This window comes from Kitasatospora sp. NPDC096128 (assembly GCF_040303105.1).
Taxonomy (GTDB): domain Bacteria; phylum Actinomycetota; class Actinomycetes; order Streptomycetales; family Streptomycetaceae; genus Kitasatospora.
On record NZ_JBEOSP010000022.1, the window covers coordinates 12,679 to 39,409 of the forward strand.

Annotated in this window: 23 protein-coding genes; 18 read left to right on the forward strand and 5 right to left on the reverse strand. The window is 72.2% G+C overall.

Going from position 1 to position 26,731, the window contains the following annotated elements:
• The first annotated feature begins 85 nt into the window (after positions 1-85).
• From ABTY61_RS23820 to mshC, 6 genes are all read left to right on the forward strand, one after another.
• A complete protein-coding gene (locus ABTY61_RS23820) occupies positions 86-778 on the forward strand; it encodes an MSMEG_4193 family putative phosphomutase (RefSeq protein ID WP_350507068.1) in 693 nt (230 codons plus the stop codon).
• Between the two features lie 254 nt (positions 779-1,032).
• Positions 1,033-1,602 (forward strand): DUF3090 domain-containing protein, encoded by a 570-nt coding sequence (locus ABTY61_RS23825; protein ID WP_350507069.1) that lies wholly within the window; start codon positions 1,033-1,035, stop codon positions 1,600-1,602.
• Positions 1,572-2,444 carry an SCO1664 family protein gene (locus ABTY61_RS23830; RefSeq protein ID WP_502895418.1) on the forward strand — a complete coding sequence of 291 codons (873 nt, stop codon included), beginning with the start codon at positions 1,572-1,574 and terminating at the stop codon, positions 2,442-2,444. The genes ABTY61_RS23825 and ABTY61_RS23830 overlap by 31 nt, the downstream gene beginning before the upstream one ends.
• 83 nt (positions 2,445-2,527) lie before the next feature.
• Complete coding sequence (locus tag ABTY61_RS23835) at positions 2,528-3,457, forward strand: helix-turn-helix transcriptional regulator (protein ID WP_350507070.1); 930 nt, start codon at positions 2,528-2,530, stop codon at positions 3,455-3,457.
• A gap of 73 nt (positions 3,458-3,530) precedes the next feature.
• On the forward strand, positions 3,531-4,433 hold the full coding sequence (locus ABTY61_RS23840) for a dioxygenase family protein (RefSeq protein WP_502895419.1): 903 nt from the start codon (positions 3,531-3,533) through the stop codon (positions 4,431-4,433).
• 216 nt (positions 4,434-4,649) lie between these two features.
• Positions 4,650-5,879 (forward strand): cysteine--1-D-myo-inosityl 2-amino-2-deoxy-alpha-D-glucopyranoside ligase, encoded by a 1,230-nt coding sequence (mshC, locus tag ABTY61_RS23845; RefSeq protein ID WP_350507072.1) that lies wholly within the window; start codon positions 4,650-4,652, stop codon positions 5,877-5,879.
• Between the two features lie 115 nt (positions 5,880-5,994).
• Here the strand turns inward: mshC and ABTY61_RS23850 are convergent, their stop codons facing one another.
• Positions 5,995-6,948, reverse strand: a complete 954-nt coding sequence (locus tag ABTY61_RS23850) for a PAC2 family protein (RefSeq protein WP_350507073.1) — start codon at positions 6,946-6,948, stop codon at positions 5,995-5,997.
• Positions 6,949-7,300: 352 nt separating this feature from the next.
• Here ABTY61_RS23850 and ABTY61_RS23855 point away from each other — a divergent pair, with 352 nt between their 5' ends.
• Positions 7,301-7,822 (forward strand): SRPBCC family protein, encoded by a 522-nt coding sequence (locus ABTY61_RS23855; protein ID WP_350507074.1) that lies wholly within the window; start codon positions 7,301-7,303, stop codon positions 7,820-7,822.
• A 25-nt stretch (positions 7,823-7,847) separates the two neighbouring features.
• Here the strand turns inward: ABTY61_RS23855 and ABTY61_RS23860 are convergent, their stop codons facing one another.
• Positions 7,848-8,942, reverse strand: a complete 1,095-nt coding sequence (locus ABTY61_RS23860) for a glycoside hydrolase family 18 protein (RefSeq protein WP_350507075.1) — start codon at positions 8,940-8,942, stop codon at positions 7,848-7,850.
• Positions 8,943-9,084: 142 nt separating this feature from the next.
• Between ABTY61_RS23860 and metH the strand changes: the two genes are divergently transcribed.
• The 3 genes from metH to ABTY61_RS23875 all read left to right on the forward strand — a co-directional run bounded on the left by metH (position 9,085) and on the right by ABTY61_RS23875 (position 15,299).
• Positions 9,085-12,594 (forward strand): methionine synthase, encoded by a 3,510-nt coding sequence (gene metH, locus ABTY61_RS23865; RefSeq protein WP_350507076.1) that lies wholly within the window; start codon positions 9,085-9,087, stop codon positions 12,592-12,594.
• A 139-nt stretch (positions 12,595-12,733) separates the two neighbouring features.
• Positions 12,734-13,438, forward strand: a complete 705-nt coding sequence (locus tag ABTY61_RS23870; protein WP_350507077.1) for an HAD family hydrolase — start codon at positions 12,734-12,736, stop codon at positions 13,436-13,438.
• A gap of 256 nt (positions 13,439-13,694) precedes the next feature.
• On the forward strand, positions 13,695-15,299 hold the full coding sequence (locus tag ABTY61_RS23875) for an ABC transporter substrate-binding protein (protein WP_350507078.1): 1,605 nt from the start codon (positions 13,695-13,697) through the stop codon (positions 15,297-15,299).
• A gap of 93 nt (positions 15,300-15,392) precedes the next feature.
• On the opposite strand, the gene ABTY61_RS23880 is transcribed toward ABTY61_RS23875, so the two are convergent.
• Both ABTY61_RS23880 and ABTY61_RS23885 read right to left on the reverse strand, forming a co-directional pair.
• A complete protein-coding gene (locus ABTY61_RS23880; protein ID WP_063346919.1) occupies positions 15,393-16,064 on the reverse strand; it encodes a response regulator in 672 nt (223 codons plus the stop codon).
• Positions 16,065-16,976, reverse strand: a complete 912-nt coding sequence (locus tag ABTY61_RS23885) for a RecB family exonuclease (RefSeq protein WP_350507079.1) — start codon at positions 16,974-16,976, stop codon at positions 16,065-16,067.
• A 226-nt stretch (positions 16,977-17,202) separates the two neighbouring features.
• Here ABTY61_RS23885 and ABTY61_RS23890 point away from each other — a divergent pair, with 226 nt between their 5' ends.
• From ABTY61_RS23890 to ABTY61_RS23900, 3 genes are all read left to right on the forward strand, one after another.
• Positions 17,203-18,414, forward strand: coding sequence for a site-2 protease family protein (locus ABTY61_RS23890; protein ID WP_350507080.1), 1,212 nt, complete (start codon positions 17,203-17,205; stop codon positions 18,412-18,414).
• Between the two features lie 60 nt (positions 18,415-18,474).
• Positions 18,475-19,434, forward strand: a complete 960-nt coding sequence (locus tag ABTY61_RS23895) for a tRNA (adenine-N1)-methyltransferase (protein WP_350507081.1) — start codon at positions 18,475-18,477, stop codon at positions 19,432-19,434.
• Positions 19,435-19,666: 232 nt separating this feature from the next.
• On the forward strand, positions 19,667-20,281 hold the full coding sequence (locus tag ABTY61_RS23900) for a hypothetical protein (protein ID WP_350507082.1): 615 nt from the start codon (positions 19,667-19,669) through the stop codon (positions 20,279-20,281).
• 21 nt (positions 20,282-20,302) lie between these two features.
• Here the strand turns inward: ABTY61_RS23900 and ABTY61_RS23905 are convergent, their stop codons facing one another.
• Entirely contained in the window at positions 20,303-20,608 is a 306-nt protein-coding gene (locus ABTY61_RS23905) for a ferredoxin (protein WP_350507083.1), read from the reverse strand.
• Positions 20,609-20,893: 285 nt separating this feature from the next.
• On the opposite strand from ABTY61_RS23905, the gene arc reads away from it, so the two are divergent.
• The 5 genes from arc to prcA all read left to right on the forward strand — a co-directional run bounded on the left by arc (position 20,894) and on the right by prcA (position 26,600).
• Positions 20,894-22,660: a proteasome ATPase gene (gene arc, locus ABTY61_RS23910; RefSeq protein WP_350507084.1), complete on the forward strand. Its 1,767-nt coding sequence runs from the start codon at positions 20,894-20,896 to the stop codon at positions 22,658-22,660.
• Positions 22,661-22,888: 228 nt separating this feature from the next.
• Complete coding sequence (dop, locus tag ABTY61_RS23915; protein ID WP_350507085.1) at positions 22,889-24,400, forward strand: depupylase/deamidase Dop; 1,512 nt, start codon at positions 22,889-22,891, stop codon at positions 24,398-24,400.
• Positions 24,401-24,583: 183 nt separating this feature from the next.
• Positions 24,584-24,802 (forward strand): ubiquitin-like protein Pup, encoded by a 219-nt coding sequence (locus tag ABTY61_RS23920; protein ID WP_350507086.1) that lies wholly within the window; start codon positions 24,584-24,586, stop codon positions 24,800-24,802.
• A gap of 162 nt (positions 24,803-24,964) precedes the next feature.
• The gene (gene prcB, locus ABTY61_RS23925) at positions 24,965-25,807 is read left to right on the forward strand and encodes a proteasome subunit beta (RefSeq protein ID WP_350507087.1); all 843 of its coding nucleotides are present in this window, start codon (positions 24,965-24,967) and stop codon (positions 25,805-25,807) included.
• A 31-nt stretch (positions 25,808-25,838) separates the two neighbouring features.
• A complete protein-coding gene (gene prcA, locus ABTY61_RS23930; RefSeq protein ID WP_350507088.1) occupies positions 25,839-26,600 on the forward strand; it encodes a proteasome subunit alpha in 762 nt (253 codons plus the stop codon).
• Positions 26,601-26,731: the final 131 nt, after the last annotated feature.

Sequence of the window (26,731 nt, forward strand, 5' to 3'; positions counted from 1 at the left end):
ACGTACGAGCCCCGCGCAGCAGCCCCGGCCACCGGTCGCCGAACCGCACTCCACGGCGGAGTCCGGAGGCCGTAGGCTAAGCCCCATGCCCACCCTGCTGCTCGTCCGTCACGGCCGCTCGACCGCGAACACCGCCGGGATCCTGGCCGGTTGGACCCCCGGCGTGGACCTGGACGACACCGGGCGCGCGCAGGCCGCCGCGCTGGCCGGGCGGCTGGCCGGGGTCCCGCTGGCCCGCGCCGTCAGCAGTCCGCTGGAGCGCTGTCGGCAGACCCTGGAGCCGCTGCTCGCGGCCCGCCCCGAGCTGGGCGCGCCCGCCGAGGACGAGCGGCTGGGGGAGTGCCACTACGGCGAGTGGACCGGCCGCCCGCTGGCCGAGCTGGCCAAGGAACCGCTCTGGCGCACGGTGCAGGACCACGCCGCCGGGGCGGCCTTCCCGGGCGGCGAGTCGCTGCGCGAGCTGAGCCACCGTACGGTCGACGCGGTCCGGGAGTGGAACGCGAAGATCGCCGCCGAGCACGGCGAGGACGCGGTCTGGCTGGCCTGCTCGCACGGGGACGTGATCAAGGCGGTGGTGGCCGACGCGCTCGGCCTGCACCTGGACCACTTCCAGCGGATCAGCGTCGAGCCCTGCTCGGTCACCGCCATCCGCTACACCCCGCACCGGCCCTTCGTGCTCAGAATGGGCGACACCGGCGACCTCTCCTCGCTGGCGCCCAAGCCGTCCGCCGCCCCGGCCACCCCGGCCGGCGATGCGGTGGTCGGCGGCACGGCCTGAGCGGCGCCCTCCGCCGGGCACGCCCCGCCCGACACCCCCGGGCCGCCCCGCACACCCCGCCCGGACGGCGCGCGACACCGCCCGGGCCCGCGGGTGCCACCCCCTCCGCGGCCACCGGCTCGGCTCCCCGACCGGGGCCCGGAGGTCGTAGGGTGACTGGTGAGTGCCCCGCAGTTCGACCACCCGCCCAGCTGGACAACCCCGCGATCCCCCATGGCGGATCCGCACCGACCGACACGATCCGGAGCTAGAGCGTGCCCCGTCAGGTCTTCTTCTACGACCAGCCCGAACGGTTCGTGGCCGGCACCGTCGGCCAGCCCGGCGCCCGGGCGTTCTACCTGCAGGCCAGCGCCCGGGGCCGGATCACCAGCGTGCTGCTGGAGAAGAACCAGGTCGCCGCCCTCGCCGAGCGGATCGAGGAGGTCCTGGACGAGGCGCTGCGGCGCAGCGGGGGCGACGCCGCCATCCCGGCCGCCGCGCCCAAGGACCTGCTCGACACCGCCCCGCTGGACCTCCCGCTGGAGCAGGAGTTCCGGGTCGGCACCATGGCCCTGGCGTGGGACAGCGTGGACGCCTGCCTGGTGGTCGAGGCGCAGGCGCTGGTGGAGGTGGACGAGGAGGAGGACGGCGAGGAGCCGGTCTTCCAGGACGACGAGAACGGCCCGGACATGCTGCGGGTGCGGCTCTCCGGCGCGATGGCCCGGGTGTTCGCCAAGCGCGCGCTGGACCTGGTCGCGGCCGGCCGCAAGCCCTGCCCCTTCTGCAACCTGCCGCTGGACCCGGAGGGCCACCTGTGCCCGCGCGCGAACGGCTACCGGCGCTGAACACCGAGACCCCGCCGCAGGCCGACCCGGCCGCGGCCGCCGCCCTCGCCGCCGACGTGCCCACCGCCCTCGCCCTGCTGCGCCGGGGCGGGCTGACCGTGCACGGCCGCCTCACCGAGGCCTCCAACGCCGCGCTGTACTGCAGCGTCGAGCACGACGGGCTGAGCGCCCAGGCCGTCTACAAGCCGGTGGCCGGGGAGCGCCCGCTGTGGGACTTCCCGGACGGCACGCTGGCCGGGCGCGAGGTCGCTGCGTACGAGGTGTCCGCGGCGACCGGCTGGGGGCTGATCCCGCCGACCGTGCTGCGCGAGGGGCCGCACGGGCCGGGCATGGTGCAGCTGTGGGTCGAGCCGGACCCGGAGGCCGAGCCGCTGCTGGCGCTCCAGGACCCGGCGGGCCCGGAGGAGGGCTGGCTGCCGATCGTCCGGGCCGAGGTCGAGGGCGGCCGCACCGCGCTGCTGGTCCACCACGACGACCGGCGGCTGCGCCGCCTCGCCGTGCTGGACGCGGTGCTCAACAACGCGGACCGCAAGGGCGGCCACCTGATCCCGGCCGCCGACGGCCGGGTGTACGGCATCGACCACGGCGTCACGTTCAACACCGAGGGCAAACTGCGCACCCTGCTCTGGGGTTGGGCGGGCGACCCGCTGCCCGCCGAGGCGCTGGAGGTGCTGGCCGGGCTGGCCGACCAGCTGGAGGGGGCGCTGGCCGAGCGGCTGGCCCCGCACCTGACCGCCGCCGAACTGGACGCCACCCGCGCCCGGGTGGCCGGGCTGCGCGGTTCGGGCAAGCACCCGCTGCCGTCGCAGGACTGGCCCGCGATCCCCTGGCCGCCGGTGTAGCCGGCGTTCCGCCGGGGCGGTCCCGGACGGGGCGGCGGCCGGTGGTCTGGACCTGTCGCCGGAACAGGTCGCACACTGCTCCGATGGACGTGCGACGGACCACCCCCACCCCCCGAACCGCGCCGGACCTGCCGTTGCACCGCCTGCAGGTCCCACTTCCCCACGTACTGCCCTTCGCGATCGGCAGTTTCGACGCGATCGGCCCGCTCTCCCGGGCCAACTTCCCCCACCGCCACTCCTTCCACGAGATCGTCCTGGTCACCGGCGGCCACGGCGCCCATGTCCTGGACCTGGTCCACCGGCCGCTGGCGCCACCGCAGTTGTGCGTGATCACACCCGGCCAGGTGCACCACTGGGCGGACCCGGAAGGGCTCGCCGGCCGGGTCGTCCTGTTCAACGAGGACTTCCTGCTGGGCCACCCGCAAGACCTCGCCGCGCTGCGCGCCCTGGCCACCCGCCCCGCCATCGGGCTCGGCGAACAGGCCGGTGCCATCGCCGGGTTGCTCGCCGACATGGAGCAGGAGTACCTGGCCAGGGCGCCCGGCTACCAGGGCGTGCTGCGGGCCAGCCTGCACATCCTGATCGTCCGGGCGCTGCGCGCCTGCACCCCGGACGACCGGCCGGCGGTGCCCACCCGGCCGGCCGAACTGGCCGCCGCCTTCACCCGGTTGATCGCCAAGCCGGGCGGCGTGCGGCACTCGGTCGCCTCCACCGCCCAGGAACTCGGCGTCTCCCCGGGGCACTTGCAGACCCTGGTCAAGCAGGCGACCGGCCGCACTCCGGGTGGACTGATCCGTCGGCAGCAGACCCTGGAGGCCAAACGGCTGCTCGCCTGCACGGATTTGACGATCCGTCAGGTCGCCAAGGAGGCGGGCTTCGCGGATCCGGCGTACTTCTGTCGCTTCTTCCGCCGGGAGACCGGGATGACCCCGGGGGAGTTCCGCGCCCGGGTCGACGGAAATCACCACGATCCCCGGATCATGTCCATCGCCGTCGCTCCGGACGGTCCGTAACGTAACTGCTGGCCACCGGCGGTCGGGCCAGCGCGCGGACGGCGGCCGGTTCGGCCCTTGTCATGCCCCCACCATGGCAAGGGCCACCCCCACCCCCACCCCCACCCCCAGTGAAGGATCCACCGGAAGGAGACGGCGCATGCCCCCGTCCGACGGCATGATCAGCCGCAAGACCGTCCTGAAGGCCGCCGCCGCGCTCGGAGTCGCGCCGCTGCTGGTCGGCGGCGGGGTCGCCCTGGCCAGGGAGCAGGCCGGCACCGGCCGCGCCCCCGGCCTGACCCCCGAGTGCCACGACGGAGACGACCCCACCATCGAGCAGACCGAGGGGCCGTACTTCAAGCCCGACTCCCCGCTGCGCAGCTCGATGGCGGACGACGGCCCGGGCACCCGGCTGACCGTCAGCGGATACGTCTTCGGCCGCGCCTGCCGGCCCGTCTCCGGTGTGCTGCTGGACTTCTGGCAGGCCGACGACGGCGGGAACTACGACAACGTCGGCTACACCTTCCGCGGCCACCAGTTCACCGACGCCAACGGCGCGTACCGGCTGGACACCATCGTCCCCGGCCTCTACCCGGGCCGCACCCGGCACCTGCACGTCAAGCTCCAGGCCCCCGGCCGCCCGATCCTGACCACCCAGCTCTACTTCCCGGGCGAGCCGCGCAACAACACCGACACCATCTACGACGCCCGGCTGTTGATGAACGTCCAGCAGAACGGGCCCGGCGAGACCGCCACTTACGACTTCGTCCTGGACGTGCCCCAGACCCCGGGCACCCCGAGCCCGACGCCCACGCCCACCGCCACCCCGACCGGCGGGCCCACCACGCCGCCGGGCGGCAGTTGGACGGCCGGTCGGGCGTACAACGCGGGCGACCGCGTCAGCTACTCCGGCGCCTCCTACGTCTGTCTCCAGGCGCACACCGCCATGGCGGGCTGGGAGCCGCCGAACGTGCCGGCCCTCTGGCAGCGGTCGTAGCGGCTCCGGCCGCGATCCCGGGGGGCCGGGCGCCCGGTCGGCGGCAGGGTCGACCGGGCGCTCACCCGTGTCCGTATCCGAATGGATCGAGCCATAAGCCCGGAACGGAATGCGCTCTATCAGTCAGGAAGCGGTCGGGCAACGACAGGAAGCGAATCCAGTCGATCTTTGTTACTGGTTAGGCTTTCAAATGTTCTCAAGGTTAAAGTCGATCCCATGCATGCCTGGCCCGCCTCCGAGGTTCCCGCCCTGCCTGGTCAGGGGCTTCCCCTCCGTATCTTCGACACCGCAGCGGGTGCGGTCCGCGAGGTGGTGCCGCAGGACGGCCCCGCCCGGATCTACGTCTGCGGCATCACTCCCTACGACGCGACCCACATGGGCCACGCCGCCACCTACAACGCCTTCGACCTGGTGCAGCGGGTCTGGAAGGACGCCGGCCACGACGTCCTCTACATCCAGAACGTGACCGACGTGGACGACCCGCTGCTGCAGCGCGCCGTCGAGACCGGCCAGGACTGGGTGGCCCTCGCCGAGCGCGAGACGGCCCTGTTCCGCGAGGACATGACCGCCCTGCGGCTGCTCCCGCCGGCCCACTACGTCGGCGCCGTCGAGTCGATCCCGTGGATCGTCCCGATCGTCCAGAAGCTGCTGGCCTCCGGCGCCGCCTACAAGGTGGACGAGGACATCTACTACTCGGTCGACGCCGACCCGCACTTCGGCGAGGTCTCCGGCCTCAGCCGCGAGGCCATGCGCCCGGTCTTCGCCGAGCGCGGCGGCGACCCGGACCGCCCCGGCAAGCGCAACCCGCTGGACGCCCTGCTCTGGTTGGCCGCCCGCCCGGGCGAGCCCGCCTGGGACACCGAGCTCGGCCACGGCCGCCCCGGCTGGCACATCGAGTGCGTCGCCATCGCCCTGCAGTACCTGGGCATGACCTTCGACATCCAGGGCGGCGGCAGCGACCTGTCCTTCCCGCACCACGAGATGGGCGCCTCGCACGCCCAGACCGCCACCGGCTCCCACCCGTACGCCAAGGCGTACGTGCACGCCGGCATGGTCGGGCTGGACGGCCAGAAGATGTCCAAGTCCCGCGGCAACCTGGTCTTCGTCTCGGCCCTGCGCCGCGAGGGCGTCGACCCGGCGGCGATCCGCCTGGCGCTGCTCTCGCACCACTACCGCGCGGACTGGGAGTGGACCAAGGCCGTCCTGGACGAGGCCGTCGAGCGCCTCGCCCGCTGGCGGGCCGCCGTCTCCCGGCCGGACGGCCCGGCCGCCGAGCAGCTGCTCGCCGAGGTCCGCACGGCGCTGGCGGACGACCTGGACGCGCCCGCCGCGCTGGCCGCCGTCGACCGCTGGGTCGGCCGGCAGGAGACCGCGGGCGGCACCGACACCGGCGCGCCCGGCCTGGTGTCCCGCACCGTGGACGCCCTGCTCGGCGTCGCGCTGTAGGCCTGGTCGAGCACAGCAACGCCGAAGGGGCGCCGGGACTTCGAGTCCCGGCGCCCCTTCGGCGTTCCATGGTCCGCGCGGACCGGGGCGGGGCCGGTGGGGACCAGGGCAGGCCCTACTCCTCCTCGGCCCCCTCCTGGGTCTCCCGGGTCGTGCCCGGTCCCTCCGGCTCGGCCGGCCGCTCGGCCGTCGCGTGCCCGGACACCGGCTTCTCGCCGGTCGGGCCGACGTTCTCCCGGCGGCGCAGGTAGCGCTCGAACTCGCGCGCGATCGCGTCCCCGGAGGCCTCCGGCAGTTCCGCGGTGTCCTGCGCCTCCTCCAGCTGCTGGACGTACTCGGCCACCTCGCTGTCCTCGGCGGCCAGCTGGTCCACGCCCAACTGCCAGGCCCGGGCGTCCTCGCCGAGCTCGCCCGGCGGGATGCGCAGGTCCAGCAGGTCCTCCAGCTTGTTGAGCAGCGCCAGCGTGGCCTTGGGGTTGGGCGGCTGGGCGACGTAGTGCGGCACCGCGGCCCACAGCGTCACGGCCGGCACCCCGGCGTGGGTGCAGGCCTCCTGCAGCACCCCGACGATCCCGGTCGGGCCCTCGTAGCGGCTCTCCTCCAAGTCCAGCCGACGGGCCAGGTCCGGGTCCGAGGTGACCCCGCTGACCGGCACCGGGCGGCTGTGCGGGGTGTCGCCGAGCAGTGCGCCCAGGATCACCACCAGCTCGACGCCCAGCTCGTGGGCGAAGGCGAGCAGCTCGTTGCAGAACGAGCGCCAGCGCATGCTGGGCTCGATCCCGCGGACCAGCACGACGTCCCTGGTCACCGGCTCGGTCACCCGGACCACCGAGAGCCTGGTGGTCGGCCAGGTGATCCGGCGGACGCCGCCGTCCAGCCAGACCGTCGGACGGTTGACCTGGAAGTCGTAGTAGTCCTCGGCGTCCAGGGCGGCGAACACCTTGCCGCCCCAGGTGTCGTCCAGGTGCGCCAGGGCCGCGGAGGCGGCGTCGCCCGCGTCGTTCCACCCCTCGAAGGCGCAGACCATCACCGGGTCGATCAACTCGGGAACATCTTCCAACTCGATCACCCAGCGTCTCCCTCCGGTCGGCGGTCGGACCGGCACCGCCTCGGCTGGCCTGCCGGGGCAACGACGGGCCGGCACCCGCCTGTCGAACCTCTCGTCTCCCATGGAACGGCTCGCTCCATGGTCCCTACCTGCCCAGCCTACGGGCTTTGATGCGCATGGCGGCCGGGCACCGGGACAGTCTGGGGGAGCGGGCTGCCGTGATCCAGCGGATATCCGGCCCGCGACGGCTGACGCGGTGTCAGGCCGCCCGGGGTGGACGCACGGTGCCTGACCGGCCACGCGGGGTCAGGGGGCGGGCCGGGTGCGGCGGCGTGATGATGGGGGGCGGGGGCCGGGCGGAAGGGGCCGACCGATGAACCGACGGCTGTGGATCGGCGCGGGTGCGGGTGCGGCGGCGCTGGCCGGGGCCGCGCTGCTGGCGGCGGACCGGGCCGGGCGCCGGCTGCCGGTCGAGCACGTCACCGAGGGCGGGCTGGAACTCGCCCAGCCGCCCGGCGCGGTCTGGGAGGTGCTGACCGACATCGACCTGTACCCGGCCTGGCGCCCGGGCCTCACCCACGTCGAGCGGCTGCCCGCCGGGGCCGGCGGCCGCCCGCGGTGGCGCGAGTACGACCGGCACGGGCACACCACCTACGAGGTGGTGGCCAGCGAGGCCCCGCACCGTCTGGTGACCGGCATCGCCGACCCGGACCTGCCCTACGGCGGCACCTGGACGTACCGGCTCACCCCGGCCGGGCCCGGCTGCTCGCTGACCGTCACCGAGCACGGCGAGGTCCGCAAGCCGCTGTACCGGGCCGTCGCCCACTACCTGGCCGGCGAGGACGCCACCGTGCACCGCTACCTGGGCGCCCTGGCCCACCGGATGGCGGCCTGAGCGCCGCGGAAGGCGCTGGGGGCCGCTAGGAGGCGTCCACCCAGCCCTGCCGGTACGCTGCCCAGTTCTCCGGCGTCGCGGCGAAGTCCACGTACAGCGCGACCCCGAAGTCGGCCCGGCCCAGGTCCTGCCGGCCCAGGCCCAGCCGGACGCCGCGGACGGCCGCCGGGACGGTCTCGGCGTCGCCGTGGTGGCCGGGCTTGTCGTCCCAGAAGAACGGCAGCCCGATCAGCAGGTCGACGTCCGTCGGGGTGGCCTCCAGCGCCAGCTCGGTCTGCTGCGCGACGTAGCCGCCGTACAGCGGTTGGGTCGGCATCGAGGTGTCATAGGTCATCACCGCGATCTGGTCGACCCGGCGGGCGGTCGCGCGGAAGTACTCCTGGTCCCACCACTTGCCGTGGCCGGTGAGCAGGATGCCGGCCGTGTGCAGGCCGGGCACCGGGTCGATCTGCGGGGCCGCGACCGACAGCTTCGCACCGCGGGCGGCCGTCACCGGGCGGACCTGGTCGAGCAGGGTCAGCCAGCCGGCGCTGCCCGGGCGGATCGGCTCCATGTCGAAGTGCACGCCGTCGAAGCCCTGGTCCAGCACCTGGCCGGCCGCGGCGGTGACCCGGTCCCGGGTGGGCGCGTCGTCGAGGTCCAGGGCGTCCCGCTCCGGCTTCACCTCGTCGCCCAGCCAGCCCTGCAGCCGCACCCCCGGCAGCGCCCGGTGGGCGGCCTCGGTGAACCAGCGGGCCCGCGGGTGGACGGACGGCGGCAGCGAGCCGTCGTGCTCCAGCGGGCCGGTGTGCACGTACAGGTCGCGCACGCCGGTGCCGGCCAGCTGCCGGGCCAGCGCGGCGATGTCGGCGTCGGTCTTGCGGCCGTCCACCCAGGCGTGGCCGAGCCAGACGGCGTCCCGGCCCCGGGTGCGGGCCTCGGCGGACGGTTCACCCGAGTAGTGCAGTCGGATCGCGATGAACACGGAGCCCAGCGCGGCGACCGGCACGGCCGCCGCCAGCACCAGCGCGAGCAGGGCCCGGCGCCACCAGGACCAGCGCCTCCAGCGGTCGCGCAGCGCCCGGAACGGAGCCGTCGTGGCCCGCCCGATCCGCCGCGCGCCGGTCCCGAATCGGGCCACGCGGTTGCTCCCCCCTTGCGGTCGAGCGCTCAGGATACGGAATGCACGGCAGGCCGGGCCGCGGGCCGGATACCCTGGCCACGTGTGGGCCCGAGCAAGCGGGCCCGCAAAGCCGACAGCCGTCGCACCAGGGAGACGCCCCATGGCCACTGCAGCCGACCCGTCCATCACTCAGCAGAGCCGCGCGAACGCGCTGCGTGAAGCGCTCGCCACCCGGGTGGTGGTGGCCGACGGTGCGATGGGCACCATGCTCCAGGCGCAGGACCCGACGCTGGAGGACTTCCAGAACCTCGAAGGCTGCAACGAGGTCCTCAACATCACCCGGCCGGACATCGTCCGCTCCGTGCACGAGGCCTACTTCGCGGTGGGCGTGGACTGCGTCGAGACCAACACCTTCGGTGCCAACTTCTCCGCCCTGGGCGAGTACGAGATCGCCGAGCGCATCTTCGAGCTGTCCGAGGCCGGCGCCCGGATCGCCCGCGAGGTGGCCGACGCCCACGCCGCCGACGGCCGCACCCGCTGGGTGCTCGGCTCGATCGGCCCCGGCACCAAGCTGCCGACCCTCGGCCACGCCCCGTACGAGACGCTGCGCGACGGCTTCCAGCAGAACGCGGCCGGCCTGATCGCGGGCGGCGCCGACGCGCTGCTGGTCGAGACCAGCCAGGACCTGCTGCAGACCAAGGCCGCGATCCTCGGCTCCAAGCGCGCGCTGGCCGAGGCCGGGCTGGACCTCCCGGTGCTGGTGCAGGTCACGGTGGAGACCACCGGCACCATGCTGCTCGGCTCCGAGATCGGCGCCGCGCTCACCGCGCTGGAGCCGCTCGGCGTCGACTACATCGGCCTCAACTGCGCCACCGGCCCGGCCGAGATGAGCGAGCACCTGCGCTACCTGGCCAAGAACGCGAGGATCGGCCTGTCCTGCATGCCGAACGCGGGCCTGCCGGTGCTCGGCAAGGACGGCGCCCACTACCCGCTCTCCCCGGCCGAACTGGCCGAGGCGCACGACGTGTTCACCCGGGAGTACGGCCTCTCGCTGGTCGGCGGCTGCTGCGGCACCACGCCCGAGCACCTGCGCCAGGTGGTCGAGCGGGTCCAGGGCCGTCCGATCGTGCGGCGCGAGCCGCAGCCGGAGCCCGCGGCCTCCTCGCTGTACCAGGCGGTGCCGTTCCGCCAGGACACCTCGTACCTGGCGATCGGCGAGCGCACCAACGCCAACGGCTCGAAGAAGTTCCGCGAGTCGATGCTGGCGGGCGACTGGCAGGCCTGCGTGGAGATCGCCCGGGACCAGATCCGGGACGGCTCCCACCTGCTGGACCTGTGCGTCGACTACGTCGGCCGCGACGGCGTCGCCGACATGAAGGAGATCGCGGGCCGGCTGGCCACCGCCTCCACCCTGCCGATCGTGCTGGACTCCACCGAGCCGCCCGTGCTGCGGGCCGGCCTGGAGGCGCTCGGCGGCCGCGCGGTGCTCAACTCGGTCAACTACGAGGACGGCAACGCCCCCGACTCGCGCTTCGGGCAGATCGCCTCGCTGGCCCGCGAGCACGGCGCCGGCCTGATCGCGCTGACCATCGACGAGCAGGGCCAGGCCCGCACCGCCGAGCTGAAGGTCGAGATCGCCGAGCGGCTGATCGCCGAACTCACCGCCGACTACGGCATCGACGAGGGCTCGATCCTGGTCGACTGCCTCACCTTCACCCTGGCCACCGGTCAGGAGGAGTCCCGCCGGGACGGCATCGAGACCATCGAGGCGATCCGCGAACTCAAGCGCCGCCACCCGAAGGTGCAGACCACCCTCGGCCTGTCGAACATCTCCTTCGGCCTCAACCCGGCCGCCCGCGTGGTGCTCAACTCGGTGTTCCTGCACGAGTGCGTGGAGGCCGGCCTGGACTCGGCGATCGTGCACGCCTCCAAGATCCTGCCGATCTCCCGGATCCCCGAGGACCAGCGCGAGGCCGCGCTGGACCTCGTGTACGACCGCCGCCGGGACGGCTACGACCCGCTGCAGCGCCTGCTGGAGCTGTTCGAGGGCGTGTCCACCGCCTCGGTCAAGGCCTCCAAGGCGCAGGAGCTGGCCGCGCTCCCGCTGGACGAGCGGCTGCAGCGCCGGATCATCGACGGCGAGCGCAACGGCCTGGAGGCCGACCTGGACGAGGCCCTGGCCGCGCGCCCGGCGCTGGAGATCATCAACGACACCCTGCTGTCCGGCATGAAGGTGGTCGGCGAGCTGTTCGGCTCCGGCCAGATGCAGCTGCCGTTCGTGCTCCAGTCCGCCGAGGTGATGAAGACCGCGGTGGCCCACCTGGAGCCGCACATGGAGAAGTCCGACAGCGAGGGCAAGGGCACCATCGTGCTGGCCACCGTCAAGGGCGACGTCCACGACATCGGCAAGAACCTGGTCGACATCATCCTGTCCAACAACGGCTACAACGTGGTCAACCTGGGCATCAAGCAGCCGGTCTCGGCGATCCTGGACGCCGCGCAGGAGCACAAGGCGGACGTGATCGGGATGTCCGGCCTGCTGGTGAAGTCCACCGTGATCATGAAGGAGAACCTGGAGGAGCTGAACCAGCGCAAGCTGGCCGCCAGCTTCCCGGTGATCCTCGGCGGCGCCGCCCTGACCCGCGCCTACGTCGAGCAGGACCTGCACGAGATCTACGAGGGCGAGGTCCGCTACGCCCGGGACGCCTTCGAGGGCCTGCGGCTGATGGACGCGCTGATCGCGGTCAAGCGCGGCGTGCCCGGCGCGACCCTGCCGGAGCTCAAGCAGCGCCGGCACGCCAGGGTCGAGGTGGCGGAGCCGGAGCCCGAGGTCAACCTCGGCCAGATCCGCTCGGACGTCGCGCTGGACAACGCGCTGCCCAGCCCGCCGTTCTGGGGCGACCGGATCGTCAAGGGCATCCCGTTCGCCGACTACGCCTCCTGGCTGGACGAGGACGCTCTGTTCAAGGGCCAGTGGGGCCTCAAGGCCGCGCGCAGCGGCGAAGGCCCGTCCTACGAGGAACTGGTGGAGACCGAGGGCCGGCCGCGGCTGCGGGCCTGGCTGGACCGGCTGCAGACCGAGGGCTGGCTGGAGGCGGCCGTGGTCTACGGCTACTACCCGGCCAACTCCAAGGGCGACGACCTGATCGTCTTCCACGAGGACGGCACCGAGCGGACCCGCTTCACCTTCCCCCGCCAGCGGCGTGGCCGCCGGCTCTGCCTGGCGGACTTCTTCCGCCCGGAGGAGTCCGGCGAGCGGGACGTGGTCGGCCTCCAGGTGGTCACCATGGGCAACCGGATCTCGGAGGCGGCCAACGAGCTGTTCGCCGGGAACTCCTACCGCGACTACCTGGAGCTGCACGGCCTCTCGGTTCAACTGGCCGAGGCGCTGGCCGAGTTCTGGCACGCCCGGGTCCGCTTCGAGCTGGGCTTCTCCGGCGAGGACCCGCAGGACGTCAAGGACATGTTCGCGCTCAAGTACCGGGGCGCCCGCTTCTCGCTCGGCTACGGGGCCTGCCCCGAGCTGGAGGACCGCGCCAAGATCGCCGAGCTGCTCAAGCCGGAGCGGATCGGCGTGGTGCTCTCCGAGGAGTTCCAGCTCCACCCGGAGCAGTCCACCGACGCGATCGTGATCCACCACCCCGAGGCGAAGTACTTCAACGCGCGGTAACCCTGACGCCCTTCTCCGTTCGCTCTTTCCGGGCGAAGCGGGCGTAAGCTGGATGATCCTGAACGGGCCGGTCCGCTCACCAGCGGGTCGGCCCGTGCCATCCCCGGGAACGTCCTGGGCGCAGCCGGAAGGACCCGCCATGACCACCAGTTCCACCGCCGTCCAGGCGCTCGACCACGGGTACGACCGAGGCCTGCAGGCGGTGCTGCTGGACATGGACGGGACGCTGGTGGACACCGAGGACTTCTGGTGGCAGGCCGAGGTCACGCTCTTCGCCGAGCTGGGCCACCGGCTGGACGAGCAGGACCGGGCGCACGTCGTCGGCGGCCCGATGACCCGGGTGATGGACTACCTGGTCGCCCGCACCGGGGTGGACATCGCTCCGGCCGACCTGGGCGTGCTGGTCAACCAGCGCTTCGTCGACCTGCTGGCCGGCGGGGTGCCGCTGATGCCGGGTGCCGAGCGGCTGCTCAACACCCTTGCCGCGCACGGGGTTCCGGCCGCACTGGTGTCCGCCTCGCACCGGCACGTGATCGACATCGTGCTGCGCTCGCTGGGCGCCGAGCGCTTCGCCTTCACCATCGGCGGGGACGAGGTGCCGCGCACCAAGCCCTTCCCGGACCCGTACCTGGAGGCGGCCCGCCGGTTGGGCGCGGAGCCGGCCCGCTGCGTGGTGGTCGAGGACACCCCGACCGGGGTGCGGGCGGGCGAGGCGGCGGGTTGCCCGGTGATCGCGGTGCCCTCGGTGGCGCCGATCGAGGAGGCCCCCGGACGGCTGGTGCTGTCCTCGCTGGAGCAGGTCGATCTCGAACTGCTGCGATCCCTGGTCGCCTCGCGGGTCTAACGGAGCGGGACCGAGAGCCGCCTCGTGGATGTGATTGTCATCTCATTGCCTTTCGCCCCTACCGGCCGGTAAGCGCCCGGGCGGGGCCTCCGCCGGCGGTCGGACGGGGAGAAAACGGGCATTGGCTGACAACTCGTCGGGCGCGCCGTGATGCCCCCAACGACCGTGTCCCAAACGTCATCTGCACGGGTATCGGTCGTGCGTGTTCGATATGGCACGCTACTCGGGTTCGCGACACCCCCGAAGGACGCTCCCTGTGAAGACTTCAGCTGAACGCCTGGCAGCACTCGGCTGCGCCGGTCTGGTCGCCGTGACGGTGGCCGGTTGCGGATCGGTCACCGACGCCGTCAAGGGGGGCAGCGGCGGCAAGTCGATCACCATGGGAACCGTCCAGCTGACCGGCGTGCTGGACCCCGCGGCCGTCTACGACTCCGGCTCCTGGCTGGTGCTGCGCAACAGCTTCCAGTCGCTGCTGACCTTCCCGGCCGCCGCCAGCACGCCCACCCCGGACGCGGCGAAGTCCTGCGACTTCTCCGGCGGCGAGGCCACCGAGTACCGCTGCACCCTGCGGCCCGGCCTGAAGTTCTCCAACGGCCACCCGCTGACCGCCGAGGACGTGGTGTTCTCGATCCAGCGGACCAAGAAGATCAACGACCCGAACGGCCCGGCCGGCCTGCTCGCCTCGATCAAGAGCGTCGAGGCCAAGGGCGACAGCGAGGTGGTCTTCCACCTGTCGACCCCCGACGCCACCCTGCCGGCCAAGCTGGCCTCCCCGGCCGGCGCCATCGTCGACCACCAGGTCTACCCGGCCGACAAGGCGCTCGCCAACGACAAGGTCGTCGGCTCCGGCCCCTACCGCCTCGACTCGGTCGAGATGGCCGGCGAGAAGCAGGTGGGCAAGGTCGTGCTGGTCCCCAACGACAAGTACGGCGGCGACGCCAAGCTGCGGAACGACAAGTTCACCGTCCGGTACTTCGACAAGCCCGCCGACCTCAAGGCCGCGCTGGACAAGGGCGACGTCGACGTCACCGACAACAGCCTGGAGCCCAACACCGCCGCCCAGATCCGCTCCGACCAGCAGGGCGGCAAGACCGACCTCCAGGTGGTCGAGGGCGACAGCAACGACACCCGCTCGCTGGTCTTCAACACCAAGGACCCGGTCCTGAGCAACGTCGGCGTCCGCCAGGCCGCCGCCGCGCTGCTCGACCGCAAGGCGCTCGCCCGCGACGTCTTCGCCCGCACCGTCCAGCCGCTGTACGCGATGGTCCCGGCCGGCGTCACCGGCCACACCACCGCCTTCTTCGACCGCTGGGGCGACCAGGACGTGGCCAAGGCCAAGAAGGCCCTGACCGACAACAAGGTCCAGACCCCGGTCAAGCTCACCCTCACCTGGTCCCGCTCGCGGGCCGGCAACGGCGAGGCCGAGACCATCAAGAAGCAGCTGGAGACCGGCGGCCTCTTCCAGGTGACGGTCCAGCAGGAGTCCGACTGGGACACCTACAAGAAGGGCTGGACCGAGGGCAAGTACCAGGCGTACATCGTCGGTTGGTTCGCCGACTACCCGGACCCGGACAACTACATCGCCCCGCTGCTGGTCGACGGCGGCATCTACCACACCGGCTGGGACGACCCGCGGATCAGCCAGAAGCTGATCCCGGACGGCCTCAAGCAGGCCGACCGCAGCGCCGCCTCGGCCGGCTACGCGCAGATCCAGCAGCTCGTCGCCGAGTCGGTGCCGCTGGTCCCGCTGTACCAGAACAAGTCCTTCTACGCGGCCCGCCCGGACATCACCGGCGTCGAGTCCACCGTCGACACCACCGGCTTCTTCCGCTTCTGGGAGATCAGCCGCAGCGGCAAGTAGCCCGCCACGCACGGCGGCCCGCCCGCTCCCCCTCGTACCACCGGGGGAGCGGGCGGGCCGCCGTCGTGTCGCCGCCCGCCGCCGGGCCGCCGACTACAGCGCGCCCGGCCGCACCAGGCCGCTCTCGTAGGCGTACACCGCCGCCTGCACCCGGTCGCGCAGCTGGAGCTTGGTCAGCACATGGCCGACGTGGGTCTTCACGGTCGTCTCGCTGACGAACAGCTCGGCCGCGATCTCCGCGTTCGACAGCCCGCGCGCCACCAGCTTGAGTACCTCCAACTCCCGCTCGGTCAGCGCGCTCAGCGCCTGCGGCGGCGCCTCCTCGCCGGACGGCAGCTTGGTGGCGTACATGTCCAGCAGTCGGCGGGTGATGCTCGGCGCCAGCATTGCCGCGCCGTCCGCGACCACCCGGATCGCCTGCACCAGCTCCTCCGCCGGGACGTCCTTCAGCAGGAAGCCGCTGGCACCCGCGCGCAACGCCTCCACCACGTACTCGTCCAGGTCGAAGGTGGTCAGCACCAGCACCTTGGCCGGACCGTCCCGCCCCGGACCGGCGATCCGGCGGGTCGCCTCGACGCCGTCCATCCGCGGCATCCGGATGTCCATCAGTACCACGTCGGGCTGCAGCGCCCGGACCTGGTCCAGCGCCTGCTGGCCGTCGCCGGCCTCACCGACCACCACGAGGTCGGACTCGGCCTCCAGGATCATCCGGAAACCGGTGCGCAGCAGCGGCTGGTCGTCGACCAGCAGCACTCGGATCGTCACCTAGGACTCCTCGCTCATCGGATCCCCCGTGGGATCGCTCTCATCCGACGTACAGGCCGGCACGGGCAGCGGGTACGGCGGCGGGGTGCCGCCGAACTCCGGGCAGCTGGCCTGGTGGTCGCACCAGTCGCAGAGCCGGTTGCGGGTCGCCGGGAAGTCCCCGGTGGCCACCGCCTCGGCGATCCGCTCCCACAGCGCCTGCAGCTTGCGCTCCACCGCGAGCAGGTCGGCCTCGTCCGGGTCGTAGCTGACCACGTCCCCGCCGCCGCCCAGGTACACCAGCTGGAGGCGCTTGGGGATCACGCCCTTCCAGCGCCACACCACCAGTGCGTAGAACTTCATCTGGAACATCGCCTTGCCCTCGAAGTCCCGCGAGGGCGCCCGGCCGGTCTTGTAGTCCACCAGCCGGACCTCGCCGGTCGGGGCGACGTCCACCCGGTCGATGTAGCCGCGCAGCAGCAGCCCCGACTCCAGGGCCGTCTCCACGTACAGCTCCCGCTCCACCGGGTGCAGCCGGGTCGGGTCCTCCAGCCGGAACCACTGGCCGACCAGCTTCTCGGCGTCCGCCAGCCAGCGGGTCAGCGCCGCGCCGTCCGGGTCGTCGGGGAAGAGCGTGCCCAGCTCCGGGCGCTCGCCCAGCAGCCGCTCCCACTGCGGGCGCAGCAGGCCCAGCGCCCGCTCCGGCGTCCGCTCGGCCGCCGGGCTGTCGAACAGCCGCTCCAGCACCGCGTGCACCAGGGTGCCCCGGGTCGCCGCCGAGCTCGGCGGCTCCGGCAGCCGGTCGATCACCCGCAGTCGGTACAGCAGGGGACAGGTGAGGAAGTCCCCCGCTCGGGACGGGGACAGCCCGGTCGGGGGCGCCGCCGGGCGCGCCGGGGCCCCGGCGACGCTGCTGGTGTCGGTCTGCTGCATGGCTACGACCCTATTGCCCTTTCCTGTCATCCCGCTGCCACCGTGCTGCCGCGGCGGCTTTCCCCGGAGTCCGGCCGAAGTCCGCCCGAAGCCCGCCCGGGGCCGGTCCGGGAGCGGCCCAGTGGGTATGAAGCCTGACAGAGGGGCGCGCGCCGCCAAGTGGCCGCGATCACGTAGCGTGGGCGCACCGGGGAGACACGACGGGCGGACGACCGAAGGGATCACGGTGAGCGACACCAGGGGGCAGCAGACCTCCGACCAGCCACCGCAGGACGGCGGACGCCCGAGCGGGCGTCCGCCGGAGCGCGGCGGCGGCCTCCTGATGGGGCGCCCCTTCGGCGTGCCCATCTACGTCACCCCGTCCTGGTTCGTCATCGCCGCCCTGATCACCTGGGTGTTCGGCGGGCAGCTCGGCGACGTGCTGCCCGAACTCGGCAGCGGCGAGCGCTACCTGCTCGCCTTCTTCTTCGCGGTGGCCTTCTACGCCTCCGTCCTGGTGCACGAACTCGCCCACACCCTGGTCGCGCTGCGCTACCGGCTCGGGGTTCGGCGGATCCAGCTGCAGTTCTTCGGTGGGGTCTCCGAGATCGAGAACGAGGCCGAGAGTCCCTGGCGCGAGTTCTGGCTGGCCTTCGTCGGCCCGCTGCTGTCGCTGGTGCTCGGCGGCGTCTTCTACCTCGCGCTGCGGGCCGTCGAACTGTCCAGCGTCCCCGGGGTGCTGCTGACCGGCCTGATGGTCTCCAACCTGGTGGTCGCCGCCTTCAACCTGCTGCCCGGGCTGCCCCTGGACGGCGGCCGGATGCTGCGCGCCGTGGTCTGGGCGATCACCGGCAAGGCGATGACCGGCACCGTGGCGGCCGCCTGGATCGGCCGGGCGCTGGCCGTCGCGGTGCTGTTCGGCCTGCCGCTGGTCAGCGCCTCCCGCGGGGCCGAGCGCACCACCACCGACACCCTGGTGGACGCGGTGCTGGCCGCCGTGCTGGCCGCGATCATCTGGAACGGCGCCACCGGGAGCCTGCGCAACGCCCGGCTCAAGGAGGCGCTGCCCGCCCTGCGGCTGCGCGAGCTCGCCCGGCGCACCGTCGAGGTCACCGCCGACACCCCGCTCGGCGAGGCGATGCGGCGCGCCCGCGAGGCCCAGGCCGGCGCCGTCGTGGTGGTGGACGGGCGGGGCGACCCGATCGCCATCGTCCGCGAGTCCGCGGTACGGGCCGTACCGGAGCACCGGCGCCCCTGGGTGGCCGTCGGCCCGCTCGCCCGCGACCTCGAACCCGGGCTGCGGCTGGACGCCGACCTCGGCGGCGAGGACCTGCTGCGGGCCGTCCAGGCCACCCCGGCGGGGGAGTACCTGGTGGTCGAGGCGGACGGCCGGGTCTACGGCGTGGCCGCGCTCAGCGACATCGAGCAGCGCCTCACCGCGGCCGTCTCCGGACGGTGAGCGGCCCGCTGAGCAGCCCCTGGTGAGGCGGGACGGCCCGCTTCCCTTAGGATTGGCCGCATGTCCGAACCGACCGGTGCCGCCCGCCGACGCGGGCCCTTCCAGGTCGGGGACCAGGTCCAGCTGACCGACCCCAAGGGTCGCCACTACACGTTCACGCTCCAGGCCGGGAACCAGTTCCACACCCACAAGGGTGCGTTCCCGCACGACGAGCTGATCGGCGCTCCTGAAGGCACGGTCGTGCGCACCACGGGGAACGTCCCGTACCTCGCGCTGCGCCCCCTGCTCCCCGACTACGTCCTGTCCATGCCCCGCGGCGCCGCCGTGATCTACCCCAAGGACGCGGGGCAGATCCTGGCGATGGCCGACATCTTCGCCGGTGCCCGGGTGATCGAGGCGGGTGTCGGCTCGGGCGCGCTCAGCATGTACCTGCTGCGCGCCGTCGGCGAGCAGGGCATGCTGGCCTCCTACGAGCGCCGCCAGGACTTCGCGGACATCGCGCAGGGCAACGTCGAGCGCTACTTCGGCGGCCCGCACCCGGCGTGGAAGCTGACCGTCGGCGACCTCCAGGACAACCTGGTCGAGACCGACGTCGACCGCGTCATCCTGGACATGCTGGCGCCCTGGGAGTGCCTGGACGTCGCCTCCAAGGCGCTCGTCCCCGGCGGCCTCATCTGCTGCTACGTGGCCACCACCACGCAGATGTCCAAGACCGTCGAGGCGCTGCGCGAGCACGGCACCTTCACCGAGCCGCAGGCCTGGGAGACCATGGTCCGCACCTGGCACCTGGAGGGCCTGGCCGTCCGCCCGGACCACCGGATGATCGGCCACACCGGCTTCCTGCTCACCGCCCGCCGCCTGGCGGACGGCGTCGAGCCGCCGCTGCGCCGCCGCCGCCCGGCCAAGGGCGCCTACGGCGAGGACTACGACAACGGGACGCCCGAGCCGTCCCTCCAGGAGCGCGCCGCGGCCCGCAAGGCGGCCCGCGACACCGACTCCGAGCAGCCCGACCTGGGCTGAGCCCGGCCCGAACACCGGGGGTGGTGCGAGCGTCACGCTCGCACCACCCCTTCGTTCTTCGGCCGGCTCGCCTCCGGGCGCTCCGACCCGGCGCCGACGTTCTTCGCTCGTCACTCGTCGCTTTCGGCACCGCCGCGTCCTTCGGCTCCCCGGCCGCCGGCCCGCGGGTTCCGTGTGGGACGATGCTCGCTCACACGCAGACCAGCTCCTGGAGCTCTGGAGGGGACGCCTGGTGGAGACCGCGGTCGGGACGACGGCGACGGCCGGACAGCAGACACCGCAGGGCCGCACCAGGCCCGGTCACGCGCGCACCGCACCCTGGCACTGGGCCCTCGCCCTGGCCGGCTGCGGCGCGGTGGTGGCCGCCGCCCTCGCCGCCTCCCCGGCGACCGGCACCCCGCTGCCCGCCCGCGGCGGCACCCCCAAGGCCCTCGCGGCGAGCGCCGCCCCCGATCCGGCCAAGGCCCAACTGCCCATGGACTGCGGCCCGTTCCCGGTCAGGACGGTGCTCAGCGTGCCGGCCGAACTGGGCGACGGCCGCCCGGGCACGGTCGTCGCCGTGCAGTGCGCCACCGATACCGGCAACCCGCCGGACTCCGTCTACCTGCTCGGCTTCGGCCCGGGCGAGCGCCCGGTGGTGGTCGCCACCCTGCTGACCGAGCGCGAGAACCTCACCCTGAGCCGGCTCTCGGTGCGCTCCGACGGCGCCATCACCGGCCGCGCGCAGGGGTATTCGAGCGACGAGGTGCCGCGCTTCCGCCCCGACCTCTCGCTCGACCTCACCTGGACGCACCGGGGCGGCGGCTGGGAACGCTCCCAGTCCGCCGCCCCGACCGGCGCGTCCTGAACCGGCCGCCGTCCTGAACTCCTATTCGGCGTCCGGTCCGTAGACCTCGACCCGGTCGGCGACCCGGCGCACGTGGATGCAGTCGCCGGGGCACTCCTTCGCCGAGTCCACCACGTCCTGAAGGAGCGTCAGCGGCACCGGGGCGGTCTCCCCGGGCTGCTGGCGCAGTTCGTCGTCCTCGCCCTTCACGTACGCGAGTCCGTCGATGTCCAGCTCGAAGACCTCCGGGGCGTACTGGACGCAGATGCCGTCGCCGGTGCACAGATCCTGATCGATCCACACCTCCAGCGCTTCGGCCGCCGCCGCGGTCTGCTCGGTCACCGACATGGTCCCCTGCCGTTTCTGTCCCGGGTCGCCCCTATTCCTGGAGCAATCCCGCCATTCGTACAACGATCGGACCCAGCACCGCGGTCGCGATCGGATATCACTTCGCTCGACGATACATCTGGCCCGCTTTGGGTGGTGCGCGGTGGGTATCCCCTTAGCAGAGGGGAAGCACGCTGGGGCGAAGATCGGACACGCCCGTTCCATCTTTCTTGATCTAGGGGTTTACGGACCCCTGGTCCCAGGTAGGGTCTGGAAGCGTCCAGCTCCCCGGAGGAGGTGAGGACCGTGGCAGCCCACGATGACGACTACAACCGCAGCACCGGCAGGCCCGCTCGTGGTTCCGACGAGGCCGCTCAGGTCTCGTACCTTGAGCAGGAAATCGCCGCACTGCGCCGCAAGCTCGCCGACTCGCCGCGCAATTCGAGGATCCTCGAAGAGCGGATCGTCGAGCTCCAGACCAACCTGGCCGGTGTGACCGCCCAGAACGAACGACTCGCCTCCACCCTGCGCGAGGCCCGCGACCAGATCGTGGCCCTCAAGGAGGAAGTGGACCGGCTGGCACAGCCCCCGGCCGGATTCGGCACCTTCCTCGAGGCGAACGAGGACGGTACCGCCGACATCTTCACCGGCGGTCGTAAGCTCCGCGTCAACGTCAGCCCGAACGTCGCCCTCGACGAACTGCGGCGCGGCCAGGAAGTGATGCTCAACGAGGCCCTCAACATCGTGGACGCGATGGCCTTCGAGCGCATCGGCGAGATCGTCACCCTCAAGGAGGTCCTCGAGGACGGCGAGCGCGCCCTGGTCATCGGCCACACCGACGAGGAGCGGGTGGTGCGCCTCGCGGAACCGCTGCGGGACATCACCGTCCGGGCGGGGGACGCCCTGTTGCTGGAGCCCCGCTCCGGCTACGTGTACGAGGTGGTGCCGAAGTCCGAGGTCGAGGAACTGGTCCTCGAGGAAGTCCCGGACATCGACTACCGCCAGATCGGCGGCCTCAGCAACCAGATCGAGCAGATCCGCGACGCGGTCGAGCTGCCGTACCTGCACGCCGACCTCTTCAAGGAGTACGAGCTGCGCCCGCCCAAGGGCGTGCTGCTCTACGGCCCGCCCGGTTGCGGCAAGACGCTGATCGCCAAGGCGGTCGCCAACTCGCTGGCCAAGAAGGTCGCCGAGGTGACCGGCCGCCCCCAGGGGAAGAGCTACTTCCTCAACATCAAGGGCCCGGAGCTGCTCAACAAGTACGTGGGCGAGACCGAGCGGCAGATCCGCCTGGTCTTCCAGCGGGCCCGGGAGAAGGCGAGCGAGGGCACGCCCGTCATCGTCTTCTTCGACGAGATGGAGTCCCTGTTCCGCACCCGCGGTTCCGGTGTCAGCTCGGACGTGGAGAACACCATCGTCCCGCAGCTGCTCGCCGAGATCGACGGCGTGGAGGGCCTGGAGAACGTCATCGTCATCGGCGCCTCGAACCGCGAGGACATGATCGACCCGGCGATCCTGCGGCCCGGCCGCCTGGACGTCAAGATCAAGATCGAGCGCCCGGACGCCGAGGCCGCGAAGGACATCTTCTCCAAGTACCTCAAGGACTCGCTGCCGTTCCACCCGGACGACCTCAAGGAGCACGACAGCTCCGTCGGGGCCACGGTGGCGGCGATGATCCAGTCGGTCGTGGAGCGGATGTACTCGGAGACCGAGGAGAACCGCTTCCTGGAGGTCACCTACGCCAACGGTGACAAGGAGGTCCTGTACTTCAAGGACTTCAACTCCGGGGCCATGATCCAGAACATCGTGGACCGGGCGAAGAAGATGGCCATCAAGGACTTCCTCGACCACGGTCAGCGCGGTCTGCGCGTCTCCCACCTGCTCGCCGCCTGCGTGGACGAGTTCAAGGAGAACGAGGACCTGCCCAACACCACCAACCCGGACGACTGGGCCCGCATCTCCGGCAAGAAGGGCGAGCGGATCGTCTTCATCCGCACGCTGGTCACCGGCAAGCAGGGCGCCGAGTCCGGCCGCTCGATCGACACTGTCGCCAACACGGGGCAGTACCTGTAAGCACGCCGTTCATCCGGGCCGGCGACGGTCCCCGGAGCTGTACGCACCCCGTCCGGCTGTGGCGCCTCGCGGCCCCGCAGCCGGACGGCGCGTCTCGGGGCCCGCCGGTCGGCGCCGGGTTCTAGGCTCGACCCACCGTCCGCGGGCAGACCGCCGGCGCGGTGTTGTTCAGCGGTACGTCAGCGTGTTCCGCCCGTCGGGGGCGGGGCACCGGGCAAGGAGGGCCGCATGACCGTACGGCGCGTGATGGGCATCGAGACCGAGTACGGGATCTCCGTGCCCGGGCACCCCAACGCCAACGCCATGCTCACCTCGTCCCAGATCGTCAACGCGTACGCGGCGGCGATGCACCGGGCACGGCGGGCCCGCTGGGACTTCGAGGAGGAGAACCCGCTGCGCGACGCGCGGGGCTTCGACCTCGCGCGCGAGGTGGCGGACGCCAGCCAGCTGACCGACGAGGACATCGGTCTCGCCAACGTCATCCTGACCAACGGGGCCCGGTTCTACGTGGACCACGCGCACCCCGAGTACAGCTCGCCCGAGGTGACCAACCCGCGCGACGCCGTGCTCTGGGACAAGGCCGGCGAGCGGATCATGGCGGCCGCGGCGCAGCGCGCGCTGGAACTGCCCAACGGGCAGACCATCCACCTGTACAAGAACAACACCGACAACAAGGGCGCCTCCTACGGCACCCACGAGAACTACCTGATGAAGCGGGCGACGCCGTTCGCCGACATCGTCCGCCACCTCACCCCGTTCTTCGTCTCCCGCCAGGTGGTCACCGGCGCCGGCCGGGTCGGCATCGGCCAGGACGGTTCCTCGAACGGCTTCCAGATCAGCCAGCGGGCGGACTACTTCGAGGTCGAGGTCGGCCTGGAGACCACCCTCAAGCGCCCGATCATCAACACCAGGGACGAACCGCACGCCGACGCCGAGAAGTACCGCCGGCTGCACGTGATCATCGGGGACGCCAACCTCTCCGAGATCTCCACCTACCTCAAACTGGGCACCACCTCGCTGGTCCTGTCGATGATCGAGGACTCCTTCATCGCCTCCGACCTCGCCGTCGACCAGCCGGTGCGCACCCTGCACCGGGTCTCCCACGACCCGACCCTCAAGCACCTGATCACCCTGCGCAACGGGCGCAAGCTCACCGCGGTCCAACTCCAGCTCGAGTACTTCGAACTGGCCCGCAAGTACGTCGAGGACCGCTTCGGCACCGACGCCGACGAGCAGACCACGGACGTGCTGGCCCGCTGGGAGGACGTCCTGGGGCGGCTGGAGCGCGACCCGATGTCGCTCTCCAAGCAGCTGGACTGGGTCGCCAAGCGGGAGATCCTGGAGGGCTACCGCACCCGGGACGCCCTGGACTGGGACAATCCGCGGCTGCACCTGGTCGACCTCCAGTACAGCGACGTACGGCCCGAGAAGGGCCTCTACAACCGCCTGGTGGCCCGCGGCAGGTTCGAGCGGCTGCTGACCGAGGCGGAGGTCGAGCGGGCCGTCTCCAAGCCCCCGGAGGACACCCGGGCGTACTTCCGCGGGCGCTGCCTGGAGCAGTACGCGGAGCACGTCGCGGCGGCCTCCTGGGACTCGGTCATCTTCGACCTGCCGGGGCGGGACTCGTTGCAGCGGGTGCCCACCCTGGAGCCGCTGCGCGGCACCCGCAACCACGTCAAGGAGCTGCTGGACCGCTGCCGCACGGCGGAGGACCTGCTGCGCGTCCTGTCCGGCGGGTAACTTTTCGATCACCACGGGTGAACGGCCGCGGAATGGGAATCATCCGGGGTGGCAGCGGGTGTTGGACAGGAAGCGCCACCGCCAAACCGGGAGCGGCAGTCGCACCTTGTGTATAGGGTCGGTGCCAACGGGCAACGACCGACCGACCAAACCGTGCCAGACGATTCGAGCGGGGTGAGGGAAATGGCGAGCAAGGACACCGGCGGCGGCCAGCAGCGGGCAAACCGCTCCTCCGAGGAGGTCGAGGAGCAGGTCGCGGAAAGCCAGAATTCCGAGGACCTCAAGGAACGCCAGGAAAAGCTCAGCGACGACGTCGACGCGGTGCTCGACGAAATCGACGAAGTGCTCGAGTCGAACGCCGAGGATTTCGTCCGGGGATTCGTGCAGAAGGGCGGGCAGTAGCCCGCACCCGGTAATCGGGAATTCACGGTCGCGACCGTTCGGGACGGTCGGGCGGCGCCGTCCGCCCGGCCGTCCCGGCACCGGCCCCTCCGCGCGTGGGCGTTGATCGTCGGCGGGTAGGGTGCGGGCAATGCGCGCTTCAAGCTACCTGGAAGGAATCGTGTGGAAGCCAACACTCGTGGCACCGGGCGTCTACCGGCTGCCTTCCTGACCCCGGGGTCGTCCTCGTTCCTCGACTTCCTCGCCGAGCACAAGCCCGAGCTGATCCCCGGCCTGCGGGGGCTCCCCGAGGGCGTGGTCGTCGAGGCGCCGCACGGGACCACGATCGTGGCCGCGGTCTTCGACGGCGGCGTGGTGATCGCCGGTGACCGCCGGGCGACCATGGGCAACGTCATCGCCCAGCGCGACATGGAGAAGGTGTTCCCGGCCGACGAGTACAGCGCGGTCGGCATCGCCGGCACCGCCGGCCTCGCGATCGAGATGGTCCGGCTGTTCCAGCTGGAGCTGGAGCACTACGAGAAGATCGAGGGCGCGGTGCTCTCCCTGGAGGGCAAGGCGAACCGGCTGACCACCATGATCCGGGGCAACCTCGGCATGGCGATGCAGGGCCTCGCGGTGGTGCCGATCTTCGCCGGCTACGACCTGGACCTCGGCCGCGGCCGGATCTTCAACTACGACGTCACCGGTGGGCGTTCGGAGGAGCGCGGCTTCGCCGCCACCGGCTCGGGCTCGGTCTTCGCCCGCGGCTCGATGAAGAAGCTCTACCGTGAGGGCCTGACGGCCGATCAGGCCTCGACCCTGGTCGTCCAGGCGCTCTACGACGCGGCGGACGACGACTCCGCCACCGGCGGCCCCGACCTCACCCGCAAGATCTTCCCGCTCGTCTCGCTGATCACCGAGGACGGCTTCCGCCGCCTCACCGACGCGGAGGTCGCCGCGATCGCCGTCTCGATCACCGACGAGCGGCTCGTCCACCCCAACGGCCCGCAGGCCCCGCTGCTCTAGCCACCACCTCACAGGAAAGGGACGACCGCCGGTGTCGACACCGTTCTACGTCTCGCCCCAGCAGGCCATGGCGGACCGCGCGGAGTACGCCCGCAAGGGCATCGCTCGCGGCCGCAGCGTGGTCGTGCTCACCTACGCCGACGGCATCGTCTTCGTCGCGGAGAACACCTCCAGGGCGCTCCACAAGGTCTCCGAGATCTACGACAAGATCGCCTTCGCGGCGGTCGGCCGCTACAACGAGTTCGAGAACCTGCGCATCGGCGGCGTCCGCTACGCCGACCTGCGCGGCTACTCCTACGACCGGGCCGACGTCACCGCCCGCGGCCTGGCCAACGTCTACGCCCAGACCCTGGGCACCATCTTCTCCTCGGTCGGCGAGAAGCCGTACGAGGTCGAGCTGGTCGTGGCCGAGGTCGGCCGCACCGGCGACGACGACCAGATCTACCGGCTCACGCCGGACGGCTCGGTCGTCGACGAGAAGAACTACGTCGTGGTCGGCGGCAACGCCGACTCGATCGGCAACTACCTGGGCCAGCGCCACCGCGTCGGCCTGAGCCTCACCGAGGCGGTGAAGGTCGCGGTCGACTCGCTCGCCCGCGACCCCAACGGGGGCAGCCCGCGCGCCCTCACCCCGGAGCAGCTGGAGGTCGCGGTCCTCGACCGCCAGCGGTTCCAGCAGCGCAAGTTCAAGCGGATCCTGGGCAACCAGCTCGGCCGGCTGCTCGACGGGGACCAGTCCGCCGAGGCGGACGACGACGAGAACCCGGCGGGCGGCGCGCCGTCGGACGGGTAGTACGGAGGAGTCCCGTAGGACGGCGCTGCCCGCCGTCCTACGGGACTCCGACCCCCTGCGGTGGCCTGCGCGACCTCGCGGAGGTCGAGAGAACTCCAACCAGATGGGAGTGCTCGTGACTCCTCCCCAAC